The following is a 17,246-nucleotide window of genomic DNA, read 5'->3' as shown; positions in this document are numbered from 1 at the left end:
CGACACACATTGTTAACAAATCACAAGGATAGCTATGAAACACACTTTATTTAGCAGTCTACAACAAGGGATTATGGGCACCTTGCAGCACAAGGCACAACAAACCAAATCCTTATTACAAAACCAAGATTTGGCTGAGTTAACCAAGCAGCAAGTCGGTAAAGATAAGACAATTTTAATCACCGGTGCCAGCTCAGGTATTGGCGCAGGTATGGCCAAAAACTTTGCCAAACTGGGCTATAACTTAGCGCTTTGTGCGCGCCGCACAGATCGTCTTGATGCCTTAAAGGCAGAGATACTAACCAACAGCCCTAGCATCCGTGTTGAGATTAAGTCACTGGATGTGAGCGACTATGAGGCAGTATTTAGCGTATTTGAGGCCTTTCAAGCGCAGTTTGGACAAATTGATAAAGTCATCGTCAATGCCGGTGTCGGTGAAGGCCGCCGAGTAGGTACCGGCCGCTTTCATATTAACCGGCGCACCGCAGAGATTGACTTTATTTCAGCACTGGCTCAGTGTGAAGCGGCGATGCAGATCTTCCGAGCACAAAACCTGGGGCACTTAGTCGCCATATCTAGTATGTCCGCCATGCGTGGTATGCCCAAGCACTTAACGGTTTATGCCGCCAGTAAAGCAGGACTGGCTCACTTAGCAGAAGGTATCCGCGCTGAAATGATTGCCGATAAGCTACCTATCAAAGTGACCACAATCTATCCTGGCTATATTCGCACCGAAATCAATGAAGGGGCACCTAAGCTGCCCTTTGAAGTTGATGAGCAAACCGGCAGCACAGCCTTAGTCGCCGCGATCGAATCAGGTGTTGAAGAAGCTTGCGTACCTGCCCTGCCTTGGATGTTGGTGGGTAAAGCCATGAAGCATTTGCCCCTACATTTAGTCAATAAGCTGGGCTAATAACTTGGTTATTGCGTCACTAGTACCCTGCACTTTCTCAAACTTAACATCCGCAATATAAAAAACCGTGCTCTTGTGAGAACACGGTTTTTTATTTAACCGTTTTTTATTTAACGGCCATCTTAATTTTCTGTCTTTAAAATAGCGATCAATTAACCCTGTTGATACGCAGCTTGATACTCTTGGACCTGAGCACGTAGCTGCTGTCTACGCTCACGGGTTAAGATGTCATTATTCTCATCAAGCACCAAGGTATTTAAGTCATTAGAGATTAAATTGACCACACTCATCATGGTGTCGAAGCCTTGAGTCGCTTTAGGATGGGGCAGCGATAAAAACAACACCAAACCATTAAAACGAGAAGTGGGCAACAAGTTTAAATCAAAGGGCGCAATACCGTCCTGAGTCACCCCCATCATACTAAACCATAAAATACCCGAGCCATCTTTATTCTCATAACGATGGAACATATTCATGGCACCATATTTTAGGCCGTATTGCGATACGATGGATAAAATGGTCTTACCATCAATAGTGTCATAGCTGTTTTTGGGCACTAAAGTGATGTTGATATTTTCTTGTGCGTGATTAAGCGGGCTGTTTTGATCTTGGTCTGCTTCTGCCAACAGATGCTGATCAAGCATGGGGCTGTTGTCCAAGAACTCAGACTCTTGAGCGGTCTCAATAACCGGCATCAGCTTTTCGGTCGCTGAGGCCAAGCTTGAAAACAAGTCATCTTCGCCATCATCGTCTAGCGCGGCTAGATGCGGATTGGTCAATGGGCTGTCAGTGGTATTGGCAAATTGATGGGAGGCGGCAGGCGTATGCGGCATCATATCAGCTGACTGAGTGGTGCGTGCTGTGGGTACAAACTCAGTCTCAGCTGGCTTATCTAAATGATTAGGCTGCGGCTCAGCGGCAGGGGCATTATCGGTAATAACCGGCTGCAAATGCTCGCGATCTGGCACAATAACCGTCTCACCTGCTTCTAGAGCTTCCGGCTCTTCTACCAGCTTGCGCTCATGACGCGGAATAATAGGAATGCCATTTTTATCACGCATAATTGACTGAGCGTGGGCTTTATTTTTGCGAGCAGAAATACCGCGAATAATCATATACAGACCTACCACCATAATAACAACAGCGATGATAATTAAAATATAGTCTACGGTGGTCATGATGTACGTGTCCTAAAATTGAGGTAGAAAAAACGCTATTAGTCTAGCACGCTTAACCCTGCCCGTCATCAACCGCTGCGAGCAATGGGTAACTTTTTATTTGGCTTATGTTTTATTTAATTTTACCCTGAAGTATCTGGTAGTTGCTACTTAGCCAATGTAACTTTCAATGTCTATAAATCGTTAAGCCGAAGGCTCTAAATACTGCTCGGCCTCTTCTAGGCTGACACTCACCAGCGTTGAGATACCCGCTTGCGGCATGGTCACCCCCTTAAGCTCGTCGGCGATTTGCATTGCCAATTTATTGTGGCTGATAAAAATAAACTGCACCTCATCAGCTAAATCAGCAATCAAATTGGTAAAGCGCACCACGTTAGCATCATCAAGCGGTGCGTCCACCTCATCGAGCACACAAAATGGTGCAGGATGCTGCTTAAAGATAGCAAAAATAAGGCTCAGCGCTGTTAATGTCTTCTCCCCACCAGACAATACTGCCAAACGGCTGTTCTTCTTACCTTTAGGCTGCGCCATCAATTCAAGACCTGCTCGCCACTGCTCCCCTACGCCCAATTCATCGTCTTTGAGTAAGGTTAAACTGGCCTGACCACCACCAAACACCTTGGTAAATAGCTGAGTGAGTGACTCATTAACCGAGTCTAAGGTTTGTAAGAACAAGGTTTTGGTTTTGCCATCGATAGAGGCAATGGCTTCACTTAAAGTATCCATACTGGCTGTTATGTCATTAATCTGCTGCTCAAGCGGAAGCAGACGCTCATCTACAGCAGCCAGCTCGGCTGCGGCGGCTAAGTTTACCGGCCCCATGTTATTAAGCTTAGCCGTTAGCTGACTTTCTGCCGCTTGCAGTTTTTCTAGCTTGGCAGCTGACACACTGCGCCCATGGGTAATATAATCGGTCAGTAAAGCCAAGGGGCTAATTTGTGTGTTTAACCCCTTTAATCGCTCACTGGCTTCTTTGATACGCTCATCAGCAATGGCTACTTGAGTGATGCTGTGCGATAACTTATCTTGTATCTGCTGAATGTGCGATTCTAAGTCATCACGGCGGGCTTGATGCGCCTCAACGTCACCTTGTAAACTGCCAATTACCGCTTGGCGCTCATCTAAGGCCACTTGCAGCTCATGGTGCTGCTGGCTGACTGCTTGTTGCTGGGCTTGTAATTGTGGCAGCTTTTGTTGCAGCTTATCTTGCTCTTGGATAAGCTTTTGCTGACTGCGCTCTAACTGCTGCTTGTCCTCAATAAACTGCTGTAACTGCGCCGCACTGTGCTTGGCAGCAATCTGTGCTTGGCTGTATTGCAACTGTAATTGACGTAAGCTGTCATTGTTGTCACGCTCTTGCTGACTGATTTGCTGGCGCTCTAGCTCTAGCTGTTGCTGCTGCTGTTTTGCCGCCTTTAATTCTGGCATCAAGGCTTGTAAGTGCTTGTTATCTGATTCAATTTTTTGGCTTAATGCCAACTGAGCGCTTTGGATTTCTTGCTGTTCAGCATCCAGCTCATCCCGCTGTGCTTGTAAGCGCTGCTGCTCGCTGTCTTGCCGCTCTTGTTTGGCTATCAAGGTAATTCTTTGCTGCTGTAGTTCATGGCGCTTATGCGCTGAGGCAGATAATTGTGCCAACAGCTCTTCAATAACCACAGACAGCTGCTCTTGCTTATGAGCCTGTGCTTTTATGGTGTTAGTAAGCTGCTCAATCTGGGTTTCTGTCTCATTTAAATGCGCCTCAAGTACAGCCAGACGCTGTTGTTGCTGCAAGCGAATGCTTAAAAATGACGGATGTTGTCCACTTTTATCAAGCTTACTGATATGCACTGCGCCGACTCGAGTGATTAGCCATCCTGCTTGCGTTAATATTATTATAGGTGCAGGCATGGTGTGCAGCAGCACTGCGATTTTATCTAAGTCCAGTGCTAGGTCTGTCGCGCCCTCATCTGTCTTATGCTCTTTCACATACAAATAAGTATGCTGCCACAGTCTAAGCTTAGGCGCAGCAATCAGCTCAGTTAAAGGCTTTAAATAGGGCTGTAAATCAGGTGGCAAGTCTTGCTGTTGATGCTCTGATGCAGTACTGCCCTCAAATAACACACTCTGAGGGGGCATTGCAGCACTTTTATCTGTTTTACTTTGAGGCTTATTACTAAGCTTATCAAAGCTGTCATCAGACAGCAGACACTGAATAAATCCTGCATGGCCGTTATCGTTGCCAAAGCCGGTGGCCGGCAGTATCCCCGCATCCAGCCAAAACGCCAACCATTTATCCAAGCTTTGGGCATAAGGCTCGCCAGCGGCGGTCAGCTTAATCTGCTCGTGTAATGCTGAAAGCTGCCCAAGCGTGTGTCCTAAAGAGCGGTTAGCCGTACTGTTATCTGCAGCCATAACGGATTGAGCGCCATCTGTCGGCTGCGCTGAGGGTAACTTGGCCGGCTTTTTGGGGTGAACAATGGCATGCAACGTGTCATATTCTGCCATCAGACTGGCATGCTGCTTTTCTAACTGGGCAAGCTGTGATTGCTGCTGGTGTTGTGTCTGCTTTAATTGATTAAAAATTGGCTGCTTAGTCTCTAACTGCTCTTCAATAACCTCTTGCTGCTTAGCTAAGCCTTTAAGCTGGTTATCGATACCAGCAATCTGCTCATTTAACGGCTGCGAAACTGGGGCTGATGTCACCTCTGCGTCAGTAGCGCTAAGGGTATCACCGCTTGGGCGCACTCCCCATTTTATTGCCTCTTGCTGCCATAGCTTATCTTTGTTGTGCCATTTGGACAAATCCAGCGTGAGCCGAGATTCAGACTGTTTGGCAAGCGCAAGACGCTGCTCAACCTCTCGTTTGTCCGCCTCAATCTTAGCCACTTTGGTATTGCTTGCCTCCCAAGCCAACTGCAGCGGCGTATATTTTTCCTGCGTTTGCTGCTGCTGTACTTGCAGGGCTTCAAGCTCAGGGGCTAACTGGGTCAAGGTCTCATTTTGTGCTTGATTGTCTTGCTCGGTGGCCAACATACTGGCTTGTATTTTTTGCTGCCGATCGGCATTGGCACGTAACTTCCCTTCCAGCTGACTGAGGCTAGAGTGCAGCTCTTTGAGTTGATGCTCAACCTGCTGGCGCTGTAAATCTTGTTGGTGCAGGCTATCACGCGCCTCATCTTTTAGCCACTGCTCCTCAGCCAGACGGGCACTGACTTTGGCCAGCTTTTGTTTCAGCATACTGTCCTGAGCTTGCTGCGCCTCAAGGCTCTTAGTCAGCTGCTCTTGCTCAGCCTTGTGCTGCATTTGTGCCGCTTTGGCCTGATACAATTGCTGCGTGCCCAGCTGCTCTTTGACTTCACTTAGCTGCTGCTGCAACTGCTGATAGTGGGTGGCGCTCTCAGCTTGTTTGGCCAGCTTTTTCTTCTGACGGCTCAGCTCAGCTTCAATGTCTTGCAAGCGCTCTAAATTCTCTCGGGTTCTAAGCAGCTTTTTTTGAGTCTCTTCACGGCGGGCCTGATAGCGTGACACCCCCGCGGCCTCTTCAATAAACTCACGCAACTGTAGCGGGCTTGAGTCGACAATACGTCCTATCATCCCTTGCTGAATCACCGAGTAGCTGCGTGGTCCCAAGCCTGTGCCTAAGAATACATCGACCACATCACGGCGGCGGCATCGGGTACCATTGATAAAATAATCCGACTTACCCTCCCCATTAATCTGGCGGCGCACTGACAGCTCATGATATAAATTGAGCTCATGGCGAATACCGGTCTGCTCATCTTGGGTATGCTCAAAGGTTAGCTCAACACTGGCCAGACTTTTGGCAGCTTTATTCTGAGTACCAGCAAAAATAACATCACTCATTGCCCCACCACGCAGCTGCTTGGCAGAGGACTCGCCCAAAACCCAGCGGATGGCATCAATCACATTAGATTTACCACAGCCATTAGGCCCCACAATGGCAGTAATGCCATGGCGAAAGCTAAAAGTGGTTGGATTGGCAAAAGATTTAAAGCCGGACAATTTAAGAGATTTTAAACGCATGAAGGCCGCATAATAAGTTAAAAGATAAGAAGGAGAAAACGTAGCTGTCTATCAGACAAATGAGCGCGGCTATTTTACCGCAAACGCGGTGATTTTTCAGGTTTTGCGCTGTGCTTATCTAAATAACACCCATGCCTTTTAGGCCTGACCACAACAACTGGCTGCCTGCGATTACCAAGAGTGCACCAAAGCCCTTTTTTAAGGTAGCAGCCGGTAATTGGTGCGCCCATTTTGCGCCCAGTTTAGCGGTGATAAAGCTGGCGATCGAGATACAAATAAATCCGGTGACATGTACAAAGCCAATGGCCCCAGAAGGCAAGCCTACCACGTCCTGACCAAACCAAGCAAAGCCTGCCGCACCCGCCAGGGCAATCGGTAATCCGCAAGCGGCTGATGTGCCTACCGCTTGACGCATCGGTAAGCCTGCCCATGTCAAAAAAGGCACAGTTAAACTGCCACCGCCGATACCGAATATTGCGGATGCCATACCAATACCAGAGCCGGCGCCAATTTGAACCGGTGCTGAAGGTAGAGGACGACCTAAATTTTCTTTGTTGGACAAAAACAGCATCTTAAAGGCCACCAGCAGCGCTGCCACACCAATCAGTGCCTGTAGCATTAAGCCATTCATTTGATCAGCCACTGCTGCACCAAGTAAGCTGCCGACGACCAAACCAATGGCCATATTTTTCCATACTTCCCAGCGCACACCGCCACGCTTGTGGTGTGCGGTCAAAGAGCTGATGGAGGTAACCATAATGGTTGCCAGTGAGGTGCCCACTGCCAAATGCGCAATGATATCGGGTGAATAGCCATAAGCGGTGAACATCCACACCAGTGCTGGCACAATAATCATACCACCGCCCACACCGAATAGACCGGCACACACGCCTGCAAAGGTTCCTGCCAATAAAAACCACAGTATCATCATACTTGTTTCTTCCTGCCTTGTGCGCTTTGCCGATACCTATTCAATACTTAGCAAATCACAGTTAATGAGTCTTAAACTTACCTGCAGGGTCAGTATAACAAAACACCAATTTTGAAAATCAATAAAATAAGCCGAATGCAGCGCAACATATCGGCAAGCTGGGTGGCAGCTGTGCTAATATTCCCCTTATTTGTTCGCCAGTTATCAACCTCTGAAAATCCGATTTCACACATTAGCCCCTTAAATTTATTTTGTAGGCCAAGTTATGCCCTTTGCTTCACAGTCTGTCTTAAATCAAGGCGCCAATCAGCCGTTAATACACCGTCACGTGGCCGTCAGCCCCTCTACCAATAGCGAGCTTATGCAACAACTTGCCAATGGTGACATTGACAAAACTCGCCCCTATCTACTCACTGCCAGTATGCAAACTGCCGGCCGTGGCCAGCGTACCCGAACGTGGCAGTCACCTATTGGCAATATCTATCTATCGCTGTATCACCCCTTACAATCGTCTTTGTCTGGCCTATTATCCTTGGTGGTCGGCTTGCACATCACCCGCCTGCCAGTGCTGCAAAACCTCAATCGTCAGCGCCGCAGTCTAGGCTTGCCTATAGTCGGGGTAAAATGGGCCAATGACATAGGCTATTATGACACTGAGTCTCTCAGCGCTGGTGAGACGCCCACCGCAGCTGATAAAAGCAATACCAGTTTTCATAAATTGGCGGGGATTTTGATTGAGCCTGTGGTGACAGACAATAAGATTACCGGCGTTATTATTGGGGTCGGTATGAATATCGAGGCTGCGCCTGTATTAAGTGACAGCACCAAAGAAGGCATGGATTATCAGGCCATTAGCCTAACTCAGATTATTAAGCAAACCCAAAATTACAAACAAACCCACATAGCTAATAAGGATAATGCTCACAGCGCCCATAACAGCCTGCCTTCAGACGCTCACGGCCACTTACCGCGTGCTGAGGATTTATATATACCTGTGAGTGCCACCTTGCTGCGTGCCGTGGCTCAATTTGAACAGTTTTCACAACAAAGCTACGCCCTGACACAGTTTATTGAAGACTATAGTGCAGTCAATGTGCTGGCTGGCAGACCAATCATTATTGAGCAGCCACCTTTATCTGCTCACACCACTCAAGCGACCAAACCACAAAGCGCCCAAGATAAACACTCAGATACAGTGGTGATTCACGGCGTGGTAACGGGGATAAATACGGATGGCAGCTTAGCCATAAACACCACGCAGCAAGGATACGTAGAGCCGCGTAATATCTACACAGGCACCATCCGTTTAACGGGCAAGGATAAAGGCTAAATATGCAGATTCAGGATGAATATGAGAGTTTGATGGGTTAATCAGAGCCGTCAACCGGCTCATAATACCAAGTCACTTCGCGATCAAAACCGATCTGTAGTAAACCAGCCAGCACCCGACCGGTCAGCCCCCACACCACTTCACCATCTACACGCCAGCTGGGTGTCTTTATATTAAGGGTCTGGCCATTGATGGTATAAGGCAAAATGTGGTCTGTGGTGGGCTGCTCGATTAGTGTCTCAAAGTCAGCCCAAAAAATACGAGCAATCTCGCCCAGCTCAGGCACATAGGTAATGGGCGGCTCCACCAAAGCCACGATAGGACGCACCACCAGTCCCTTTTTGGATACCTGAATTGGTAATTGACCAACAATCTGTGCTTTGCTCGGTGGTAGAGCAGTCTCTTCGCAGGCCTCTCGCAGCGCTGTAACCACATTATTACCGTCACCTGTGTCGTGCTTTCCTCCCGCAAAAGACACCTCTCCGGCATGGCTGCTTAAGTGGGCAGCACGCCGAGTCAGCAGCATTTTAGGATGCGCCTCGTTGGTAATAACCACCAAAACTGCGGCATCTGCATTGTCAGTGGTGACCAGCTTCTCTAAAATCCTTTGGGCTCGACTGATGCCCCCTGATGACAACTCGGTATTTTTAGTGTGTGCGCCACCCTTGACCGTGGCCACCTCCTTTTTGAGTACTGATTGTATGCCATCAACTGCAGCATCAGTTGTTGTAGAGTGAGACGGATTATGCGCAGACTTGCTCTGCTCAGTAGCACGGGCATTATCTTGAGAGTTGCCTTGGAAGTGCGCCGCCAACTGCGCCTGAGTGTGAACCTTGGTGTCCGCTATGTCTTGCTTGAAGGTGGCATGCAATGTGTGCTGTTGTACCCTCTCAACCAGCTGCCTAAGCTTAGGGTGAATGACCTGCTCAGGCAACACCACCGCAAGCTCTTCAAAGCGTGGTGAGTGCTCATTTTGATACAGATTTTGTGGTACAAGTAGCGTTTCAATAGAGGATTTCATAAGGCGCGATAAACAGTAAACCAACAAATAAGAGTGTAGGGTTAGACTAACGTATTATGCTGAAATATGCTATCTTGATGATAAATTGGCCTTAGTAATTATGTATGATAAATGCTATAACGCGTATCAGTAGCCAGCCTGTTTTTTGCTCATTTTTAACAAAGCAAGCGCTAAAAATGCGGCTTAAAATAATAAGTAATCGATTAATTTCAAAAATAAGGACTGCCCTATGGCGTACTGTTTGCAATGCGGCCAGTTAGCGGAGCATAAAATTCCTGCCGGCGACCACAACCCGCGCTTGGTCTGCCCACACTGCCATTATATTCACTATGAAAACCCTAAAGTTATTTGTGGCGCCATTGTCATCTCACAAGATAAGGTGCTGCTATGCCGCCGTGCCATTGAGCCTCGATATGGCTATTGGACTTTGCCAGCAGGGTTTATGGAGATTGGCGAAACCATGGCAGAAGGCGCCGCTCGGGAAACTGTGGAAGAAGCTGACGCTGTGGCAACACACCCGCATTTGTACTGTCTATATGACATTCCTGATATCGGTCAAATCTATGTGCTGTATCTGACCCAGTTGCAAGACGGCAAATATGGCGTCGGGCCTGAAAGCTTAGAGTGTGCCTTATTTGAAGAAAAAGACATTCCTTGGGATGACATCGCCTTTGAAGCGGTAAAACGCACTTTGCATCACTATTTTAATGACCGAAAGTCGGTCACTGAGCACAGCCAGTTTCCTATTCATCAAGAGACCATTTCAAAAGACAAGAGTATCAAGCGCTACTAATCATTTGTCACCCGATGATTTGGTTAAAATTTACATCTTGTTGCTTACTGCGTCCCACTGCTTATTGCCTGCCACTGCTTAGCTTATATAGGATAAACCGTGCTTATGAATTTATTTAAGGCTGTGCCATGGATCCATATGCACGATAGGCTTGCCAAGCCACCGTTAAATCGGACGTTCATATATGGACTAAGTGTGGCGGCACTTGGCCTAGGTGTTGCTCTGCCAGCTTGGGCCATGCCGGTGTATAAAACTACGGGAGAATTTGGTGAGGTAAAATACTCACAATTTGCACCTGACATAGGCACTCAGGTTGAAATCATACAGATGAGAGGTGACGGCCGGCCCAGTAAGCCAGGTCAATTCTCCGCCCCTGTCGCGCCGCCTCAGACCAATACGTCAACCCAGCCTAAGTCGTCTTTTACTGCACCTTTATTGTCATCTTCAGGCAGCACCACTGCAAAAAACAACCAAGCCCCTCCCCCTTCCAAGACTTTGGACCCAACCATTCAGACCCAATGTAAAAAGCTGCAAGTTAATTTAATGCACTTAACCACAGGCGATGAGGTATATACGCTCAATGCTACTGGCCAAAGAGTCTATCTAACCGCCCCTATGATTGAGCTAAAGCGAGAAAATACCGAGCAACTATTGGCACAGTACTGCTAGTTTTTACAAGTCATCCCCTTGCTCTGGCTATGCCAACATATTGGACGATATAAGCGCTTATATTCACAGCGCTACTGAGCTTGGGTTAACTGCTGCATAATCTGTCCTACCACAGGCGGCATGTCACTGGCTTGTAGCGCCCACACTCCTTTTTTGCGCTCAAGTACATCACCAGCCATTGCATGAATCATGACCGCTTGTATGAGGGTGCGAGAAGACTTAGGCAGTACCGATTGCGCCAGTAACCCTGCGGCCAGCCCAGACAATACATCACCCATGCCAGCCGTTGCCATTCCCGCATTGCCCGCTGCACAGACTCGTATTTCACCCTTATGTAGTACCAATGAGCCTGCACCTTTGAGCAGCCAGCTGCCATTGTATTTATTGGCCAATTGCGTGATGGCCGCCAGTCGATCTTTTTCTATCTCATCAGCCGATATATCTAGCAATCGCCCTGCCTCACCACTGTGCGGTGTATACCAGACCTCATGAGTCTTAGCATGCGCAATCAGCTGATCAATAATTTCAGGAGCCTGCTTAGCCAAGCTGGCCAAATGATACAAACCATCGGCATCAATGATCAGGGGAATGGACTGCTGCAAAGCGGTACGCAAGTAGCGCTCAAACAGCGTAAAACTACTCTCATCTCGCCCAAACCCCATACCTATTGCCAAAGTATCGCACTGCGCAATAAGAGACTCTACGCTTGAGGCATCATGCAAGTCTAAACTCATGGCATTAGGCACAGCGCCTATTAGACTGCCATGAAAAGCCTTATGACAAGCCACCGTCAGCTTACCCACACCTGTGGCAAAGGCTGTGCTGGCCGATAAAATAGCGGCACCACCCATACCCTGAGACCCGTCGACCTGATTACCGCCAGCGATAAGTACATGACCAAAGCTGCCCTTATGGGTATTGTGATCACGCGCAGGTAACGGCTGCGCGTGATGTTGTAGCCAAGCTTGTGGCAGCTTACCCAACACTGTGGGTATCAGCGGCAGATCTACCAGCTTTCCGGTATAGTCCATAGCATCTTTTAGGTGCAAGCCTACTTTGCGAGCCACCAAACATAAGGTAATATCTGCCCTCACCGCCTGTTCATCGAAGACCTCACCTGTGCTTGAGACCACGCCACTTGGTACATCCACACTGACCACTTGTAAGCGATGATTGTGCTGCTTGGCTGCATTGATATAGCGAATGGCATCGGCATAAGCAGACTGAGGCGCTCGGTCTAGACCAATACCAAATAAGGCATCCACATAGACATCGGCGCTTAAGTACTCGGATTGTTCACAAACTTTAGCAAAGCTTGTTTGATTCGCTAAATGGCCGATGAATGTCTGCTCTATTACTTGCTTGTTGTTATTTAAGGTCGCTGTAGCCTGCTGCTTGGCCAAAAGCGCATCAGCGGTACTGACCTCTGGCCCCACTTCAATGACAGCGACCTGCGCGCCTAATTGCGTCAAATAATCAGCCACCAGCCAGCCATCACCGCCATTATTACCACGGCCCACCCACACCCCTATCTTTAGCTTATCACCGGCCTTACTATAAGTGCGGTAAATCCAATGAGCAATCTGCCAAGCAGCCTGCTGCATTAGGGCATAGCTGTCATTACCGGCATCAAACCACGCTTTTTCTATGCCATACACCTGCTTAGGGCTGTACAAGGGGACTAGCGCATCATTAGCTTGAATAGACTGAATACTACGGGCAGCGGCGTCACAATGAGATTGCTTTGACATATCAGTAAGACTCCAAGGCAGCTTAGGTTTTATATTTGGGTAGTTATAGCTTATCATACCCCCTTAATTGAGCTTTGAGTATTGTGTCTTATTATGTCCTCCTCGTCGTCTACCCCAGCCTCTGCCACAGCGCCTATGCCAACTGCCAAAAATGCGTCCATACCGACCAATGAGTTTCAAGATGCCATCGATGTCAAGCGGTGGATTCGTGAGCAGGCAATCAAGTTAGGCTTTGCCGACTGCGGCTTTATTAGCGTTGACAATCCGCTGTTTGAAGCACAAATGCAAGGTCTGCGTGACTGGCTGGCGAAAGGACATCACGGACAGCTGACCTTTATGGAGAGCAACCATGATAAGCGCGCCAATCCTGCGCTGTTGGTAGAGGGCTCACGCACCATCATCTCAGTGCGTATGGATTATCTAGAGGCGGCACCCGCACCGCGCCGTATTGAAGATAACCTGCGCCCCAATCATGCCATTATTGCCCGCTACGCCCGAGGACGTGACTATCACAAAACCATGCGCTCGCGTCTAAAAAAACTGGCTCAAAATATTGAAGCCATGCTTCCTCAGTGGCAACACTTGGATATTGGCGTAGATAGCCCTTTTGTGTTTCGTCCCTTTAGTGATTCAGCACCGATATTTGAGCGTCCTTTAGCCGATGCGGCAGGACTGGGCTGGACGGGTAAACACACTTTGTTGATTAATAAAGACTCAGGCTCATTTTTTGTCTTAGGAGAGCTGTTTTTAAGCTTAGCACTGCCAGAGGATACGGCCGTTAGCGCTCACTGCGGTAGCTGTAGTGCCTGTATAGATATTTGTCCCACCCAGGCGATTGTCGCCCCTTATCAGCTTAAAGCCAGTGCCTGCATCTCTTATTTAACCATTGAGCATGATGGCATCATTGACGAGACATACCGTAAGGCGATTGGTAATCGAGTCTTCGGCTGTGATGACTGCCAGCTTATTTGTCCTTGGAATCGTTATGCTCAAATTAGCCCTATTGACGACTTTCATGCCCGCCATAATCTAGATGACAGCTTATTAATTGAGCTGTGGCAGTGGAGCGAGCAGCAGTTCTTAAAAAGCACCGAGGGCAGCCCACTGCGCCGCACCGGTTATGTGAACTTTTTGCGTAATCTGTCTATTGGTATCGGTAATGCACCTTATCATGCCAAGCACATCGAAAAGCTTAACTCTCGTTTAGGCGAGCACGGTGAGGTATTAGATGAGCACATTCACTGGGCCATTAAGGAGCAGCTGGCTAAGCTTCACTCATCAACGTCATAACTGATAAGTCTGTGGCCCAATGTAGGATTTAAAATATCATAAACAATGACAGGTCACTTAAGCGTTTATTTGTGTTTATTTTGAAGCTAAAAAAGCCACCAACTGTTGTTGGTGGCTTTTTGGCTTAAGCGTTTTTACGTTTTCCTGTAGTCTGTTAGCTATAGCACCTTAGATATAGGACCTTAAATATAGGGCCTTAGATAGAGAAGCTTAGCTATTAAACAGATTAAGGCTTAGGAATACGAAGTACTTGGCCTGGGTAGATTTTGTCTGGGCTACTTAGCATAGGCTTGTTAGCTTCAAAAATCTTGTTATATTCATTCGCAGAACCATACACTTCTTGAGCAATCTTAGATAAAGAATCACCAGATTTTACAGTGTACATCGTAGATTCAGGCGCATCTTGCTTGATATCGATGTTATCGATAACTTTAGCAACGTTTTGAACGTTACCAATAGCGATGATCGCTTTTTCACGGTCTGCTTGAGTTTCTGCATTACCACTGATTTCAGCGGTATCTGTGGTGGCGTTATACTTAACTTTTAAATTAGTGATGTTAAGGTTTTGCTGCTGAATACGCTTTAATAGCAAGTTAGCTACTGACTGTGCTGATGGCTCAGTAGAGGCAGCTGGGGTTGCATTAGCATCTGCGTGTGATTCTGTTTCTTTTTTAGCATCATCACGATTAAAAATCTTATCGCCGATATCCTTTGCAAAACTAAAAATTCCCATGAATTTCTCCTAAAAATTATTGATTATATTATTTGCCACATATTATTTTAAATAAAATTATTAGCTCAAGTCTAAGGCACATCTCAGCCAAGTAGCCAGTACCGACTGATAACTACCTTAAGCAGCGCAGCAAACAATGAGTCTTTAATATTGTGTATTTTGGTTTGTGACTTCCACTTTTAAAGTATACCCACTGCCCTTGTGATTTATTACTATTTCAATGTAGCTAATTGTTAAATTTTATTACTTACAAATGGCGTGCCGCCTGAGCACATAAACAATACACCAAAAAAAAAGACCACGTACGTGCGTACATGGTCTTTTATTATCAATGCCTCTATAACCGAGTCATTGACAGCAAATTAAAGCTTAAGACTCTAATTTTGACTTGATATAGTCTACTGCTTTTTGAACGGTGGTTAATTCACTTGAATCATCATCAGGGATAGTGATATCAAAGTCATTTTCAAAGTTCATTACTAGTTCAACTAGGTCTAAAGAGTCAGCACCTAGATCGTTAATGAATGAAGAATCGCTCTTGATGTCTTCAATATTCACGTCTAGCTGTTCGGCTACAGCTGATTTTACTTTTAATTCAATTTCTTCGCTCATAGGAGTCTCCATCCTGATTGGTAATTTAAAATTTTCTAATAATGGCAATGCTTAAACTTTTCACCTGTAGTGGCCGCTCAAGCATTGAACTTTAGCATCGATCTACTAGATAGGGGTCACTATATTATCAATTATTGCGACCACTTTCATCTAAAGTGTACATCTGTTGCCTATAATAGCAAAAGTGTCGGCGTAATTCTAATTAATTAACAATTTACCTGCATATATTACATGTACATGCCACCATTGACAGGAATGACAGCGCCAGTTACATAGCTCGCCTCATCACTGGCTAAGTAAGAGACGGCAGCAGCAACATCTTCAGGCTGGCCCAGACGTCCCACAGGAACCGCATCTAGCATAGAATTAAGTAGGCGCTCATCAAGCTCATCGGTCATATCCGTCTCAATAAGACCTGGTGCCACACAGTTAACGGTCACCTGACGTGAACCAATTTCGCGGGCTAAAGTACGACTAAAGCCTTCTACACCGGCTTTGGTAGCCGCATAGTTGGCTTGACCGGCGTTACCCATCTGGCCCACAACTGAGGTGATATTGATGATACGGCCTTTGCGCCCTTTCATCATACCCCGCATTGCCCGCTTACTCATGCGGTAAATTGAGGTTAAGTTGGTGTCTACCACGTTATCCCAATCTTCATCTTTCATACGAATGAGCAGACCATCTTGGGTGATACCAGCGTTATTGACCAATACTTGCACGCTACCATAAACGCTTTCAATTTCTTCAAATAATTTATCAATACTTTCTTGATTGGTCACATCCAAGCTGCGACCAATACCGCCAGCATCATGTAAGTACTCATCAATCGATTGAGCACCCTCAGCGGTTGTGGCAGTGCCAATCACAAAGTGACCTTCCTTAGCAAAACGCTTGGCAATAGCTTTACCGATACCACGACTGGCACCTGTAACTAAAGTGATTGTACGACTCATTATAGATCCTCATTATTTAACTTATCAAAAAGCTTAGCGAGTCGCTCTGGCTTATCAGTAGGATAAGTGGCAATAGGCGTGTCTTGTCTTTTTGCCAAATTACTCAAAACCGTGCCTGCACCGCACTCAATGATTAAATTGATGTGTTTATCGGCCAGTTTTTGCATGGTTTGAGTCCATAGCACAGGATGGCTAAGCTGCTCAGTTAACGCCTTTTTTATACCGGCGATTGTTTTTTCTTCCATGGCGTTTTTATTTTGAATTACAGGAATGCTTGGCAGCTCAAATTTGCATTCGGCCAGCTTCTCTGCCAAGGCTTCTGTGGCTGGCTGCATCAATGCGCAGTGCGAAGGTACGCTCACCTTGAGCGGCACTATACGCTTGCCCATACATTGGATATGTTGGCTTAAGATATCAACACCTTCAGAGTTACCCGCAACCACGATTTGACCTGGGCTATTGAAGTTGGCAGCGCTCACGATGGTGTCATCATTATTGCTCTCTACTTGCTCACAGATACTAATCACCTGGCTGTTATCTAAGCCAAGTACAGCAGCCATCTTAGTATCAACCCCTACCACAGCTTGCTGCATAAAATGGCCACGCGCGTGAACCAATTTTACAGCATCTGCAAAGCTAATTGAGCCCGCAGCACACAAGGCGCTGTACTCTCCTAAAGAGTGCCCTGCTAAAAATAGAGGTTCAATTTGAGTGTTTTGTTGCAAAATACGCCAAACGGCAATACTGGCGGTTAATAACGCAGGCTGAGTGTTCTCAGTCTTACCTAATTCAGCCTCATCTTGACACACTGCCCACAAATCAAACCCTAATGCTTCACTCGCTTCAGCAAACGTCTCTTTGACGATAGGATACGCTTCGCTCAGCTCATTTAGCATACCGACAGTTTGTGAACCTTGCCCAGGAAAAACAACCGCAATGCGACGAGGCACATCCAGTTGACCTTGTTTTTTAACTGCTTGCGACGCTTTTAGTGACATTATAAGCCTTCTTATCCCTAAATATACTCATAAAAAAAGAGCCAA

14 protein-coding genes are annotated in these 17,246 nt (G+C 46.8%); 5 read left to right on the top strand and 9 right to left on the bottom strand.

Translation table 11 applies throughout. From position 1 onward, the window contains the following. Positions 1 to 34: 34 nt before the first annotated feature. Positions 35 to 913, top strand: coding sequence for an SDR family oxidoreductase (locus tag MN210_RS02505; RefSeq protein WP_425605628.1), 879 nt, complete (start codon positions 35 to 37; stop codon positions 911 to 913). Between the two features lie 152 nt (positions 914 to 1,065). Here the strand turns inward: MN210_RS02505 and MN210_RS02500 are convergent, their stop codons facing one another. The 3 genes from MN210_RS02500 to MN210_RS02490 all read right to left on the bottom strand — a co-directional run bounded on the left by MN210_RS02500 (position 1,066) and on the right by MN210_RS02490 (position 7,048). Further along, positions 1,066 to 2,091, bottom strand: coding sequence for a cell division protein ZipA C-terminal FtsZ-binding domain-containing protein (locus tag MN210_RS02500; protein WP_110816110.1), 1,026 nt, complete (start codon positions 2,089 to 2,091; stop codon positions 1,066 to 1,068). Between the two features lie 183 nt (positions 2,092 to 2,274). Continuing rightward, positions 2,275 to 6,117 (bottom strand): AAA family ATPase, encoded by a 3,843-nt coding sequence (locus tag MN210_RS02495; RefSeq protein ID WP_338412488.1) that lies wholly within the window; start codon positions 6,115 to 6,117, stop codon positions 2,275 to 2,277. Positions 6,118 to 6,235: 118 nt separating this feature from the next. Continuing rightward, positions 6,236 to 7,048: a sulfite exporter TauE/SafE family protein gene (locus MN210_RS02490; RefSeq protein WP_011959748.1), complete on the bottom strand. Its 813-nt coding sequence runs from the start codon at positions 7,046 to 7,048 to the stop codon at positions 6,236 to 6,238. Between the two features lie 265 nt (positions 7,049 to 7,313). Here MN210_RS02490 and MN210_RS02485 point away from each other — a divergent pair, with 265 nt between their 5' ends. Continuing rightward, positions 7,314 to 8,378 carry a biotin--[acetyl-CoA-carboxylase] ligase gene (locus MN210_RS02485; RefSeq protein WP_338412487.1) on the top strand — a complete coding sequence of 355 codons (1,065 nt, stop codon included), beginning with the start codon at positions 7,314 to 7,316 and terminating at the stop codon, positions 8,376 to 8,378. 37 nt (positions 8,379 to 8,415) lie between these two features. On the opposite strand, the gene MN210_RS02480 is transcribed toward MN210_RS02485, so the two are convergent. Beyond that, on the bottom strand, positions 8,416 to 9,399 hold the full coding sequence (locus tag MN210_RS02480; RefSeq protein WP_338412486.1) for an NUDIX hydrolase: 984 nt from the start codon (positions 9,397 to 9,399) through the stop codon (positions 8,416 to 8,418). 229 nt (positions 9,400 to 9,628) lie between these two features. Here MN210_RS02480 and MN210_RS02475 point away from each other — a divergent pair, with 229 nt between their 5' ends. Together MN210_RS02475 and MN210_RS02470 are read left to right on the top strand one after the other, a co-directional pair. Further along, a complete protein-coding gene (locus MN210_RS02475) occupies positions 9,629 to 10,192 on the top strand; it encodes an NUDIX hydrolase (protein ID WP_011959745.1) in 564 nt (187 codons plus the stop codon). A 105-nt stretch (positions 10,193 to 10,297) separates the two neighbouring features. Then, positions 10,298 to 10,861 (top strand): hypothetical protein, encoded by a 564-nt coding sequence (locus MN210_RS02470; protein WP_338412485.1) that lies wholly within the window; start codon positions 10,298 to 10,300, stop codon positions 10,859 to 10,861. A 71-nt stretch (positions 10,862 to 10,932) separates the two neighbouring features. Here the strand turns inward: MN210_RS02470 and MN210_RS02465 are convergent, their stop codons facing one another. Beyond that, positions 10,933 to 12,612, bottom strand: a complete 1,680-nt coding sequence (locus MN210_RS02465) for an NAD(P)H-hydrate dehydratase (RefSeq protein WP_338412484.1) — start codon at positions 12,610 to 12,612, stop codon at positions 10,933 to 10,935. A 135-nt stretch (positions 12,613 to 12,747) separates the two neighbouring features. Between MN210_RS02465 and queG the strand changes: the two genes are divergently transcribed. Next, positions 12,748 to 13,902, top strand: a complete 1,155-nt coding sequence (gene queG / locus MN210_RS02460) for a tRNA epoxyqueuosine(34) reductase QueG (protein WP_041773273.1) — start codon at positions 12,748 to 12,750, stop codon at positions 13,900 to 13,902. Positions 13,903 to 14,128: 226 nt separating this feature from the next. Here queG and lysM read toward each other — a convergent pair whose 3' ends face one another. The 4 genes from lysM to fabD form a co-directional block, all read right to left on the bottom strand. Continuing rightward, positions 14,129 to 14,635, bottom strand: a complete 507-nt coding sequence (lysM, locus tag MN210_RS02455; protein WP_011959741.1) for a peptidoglycan-binding protein LysM — start codon at positions 14,633 to 14,635, stop codon at positions 14,129 to 14,131. A 369-nt stretch (positions 14,636 to 15,004) separates the two neighbouring features. Continuing rightward, positions 15,005 to 15,247 (bottom strand): acyl carrier protein, encoded by a 243-nt coding sequence (gene acpP / locus MN210_RS02450; RefSeq protein WP_011959740.1) that lies wholly within the window; start codon positions 15,245 to 15,247, stop codon positions 15,005 to 15,007. 227 nt (positions 15,248 to 15,474) lie between these two features. Continuing rightward, the gene (gene fabG / locus MN210_RS02445; RefSeq protein WP_241879080.1) at positions 15,475 to 16,203 is read right to left on the bottom strand and encodes a 3-oxoacyl-ACP reductase FabG; all 729 of its coding nucleotides are present in this window, start codon (positions 16,201 to 16,203) and stop codon (positions 15,475 to 15,477) included. Further along, a complete protein-coding gene (fabD, locus tag MN210_RS02440) occupies positions 16,203 to 17,201 on the bottom strand; it encodes an ACP S-malonyltransferase (protein WP_011959738.1) in 999 nt (332 codons plus the stop codon). Before fabD ends, fabG begins: the two co-directional genes overlap by 1 nt. Positions 17,202 to 17,246 lie beyond the last annotated feature (45 nt).

Source organism: Psychrobacter raelei (assembly GCF_022631235.3).
Taxonomy (GTDB): Bacteria; Pseudomonadota; Gammaproteobacteria; order Pseudomonadales; family Moraxellaceae; genus Psychrobacter; species Psychrobacter raelei.
This window is presented reverse-complemented; position numbering and strand designations above follow the sequence as displayed.

Bases quoted from the DNA above. Each gene is read 5' to 3' on its own strand.
- MN210_RS02505 (WP_425605628.1), top strand. From the start codon at position 35: ATGAAACACACTTTATTTAGCAGTCTACAACAAGGGATTATGGGCACC.
- MN210_RS02500 (WP_110816110.1), bottom strand. From the start codon at position 2,091: ATGACCACCGTAGACTATATTTTAATTATCATCGCTGTTGTTATTATG.
- MN210_RS02495 (WP_338412488.1), bottom strand. From the start codon at position 6,117: ATGCGTTTAAAATCTCTTAAATTGTCCGGCTTTAAATCTTTTGCCAAT.
- MN210_RS02490 (WP_011959748.1), bottom strand. From the start codon at position 7,048: ATGATGATACTGTGGTTTTTATTGGCAGGAACCTTTGCAGGCGTGTGT.
- MN210_RS02485 (WP_338412487.1), top strand. From the start codon at position 7,314: ATGCCCTTTGCTTCACAGTCTGTCTTAAATCAAGGCGCCAATCAGCCG.
- MN210_RS02480 (WP_338412486.1), bottom strand. From the start codon at position 9,399: ATGAAATCCTCTATTGAAACGCTACTTGTACCACAAAATCTGTATCAA.
- MN210_RS02475 (WP_011959745.1), top strand. From the start codon at position 9,629: ATGGCGTACTGTTTGCAATGCGGCCAGTTAGCGGAGCATAAAATTCCT.
- MN210_RS02470 (WP_338412485.1), top strand. From the start codon at position 10,298: ATGAATTTATTTAAGGCTGTGCCATGGATCCATATGCACGATAGGCTT.
- MN210_RS02465 (WP_338412484.1), bottom strand. From the start codon at position 12,612: ATGTCAAAGCAATCTCATTGTGACGCCGCTGCCCGTAGTATTCAGTCT.
- queG (WP_041773273.1), top strand. From the start codon at position 12,748: ATGCCAACTGCCAAAAATGCGTCCATACCGACCAATGAGTTTCAAGAT.
- lysM (WP_011959741.1), bottom strand. From the start codon at position 14,635: ATGGGAATTTTTAGTTTTGCAAAGGATATCGGCGATAAGATTTTTAAT.
- acpP (WP_011959740.1), bottom strand. From the start codon at position 15,247: ATGAGCGAAGAAATTGAATTAAAAGTAAAATCAGCTGTAGCCGAACAG.
- fabG (WP_241879080.1), bottom strand. From the start codon at position 16,203: ATGAGTCGTACAATCACTTTAGTTACAGGTGCCAGTCGTGGTATCGGT.
- fabD (WP_011959738.1), bottom strand. From the start codon at position 17,201: ATGTCACTAAAAGCGTCGCAAGCAGTTAAAAAACAAGGTCAACTGGAT.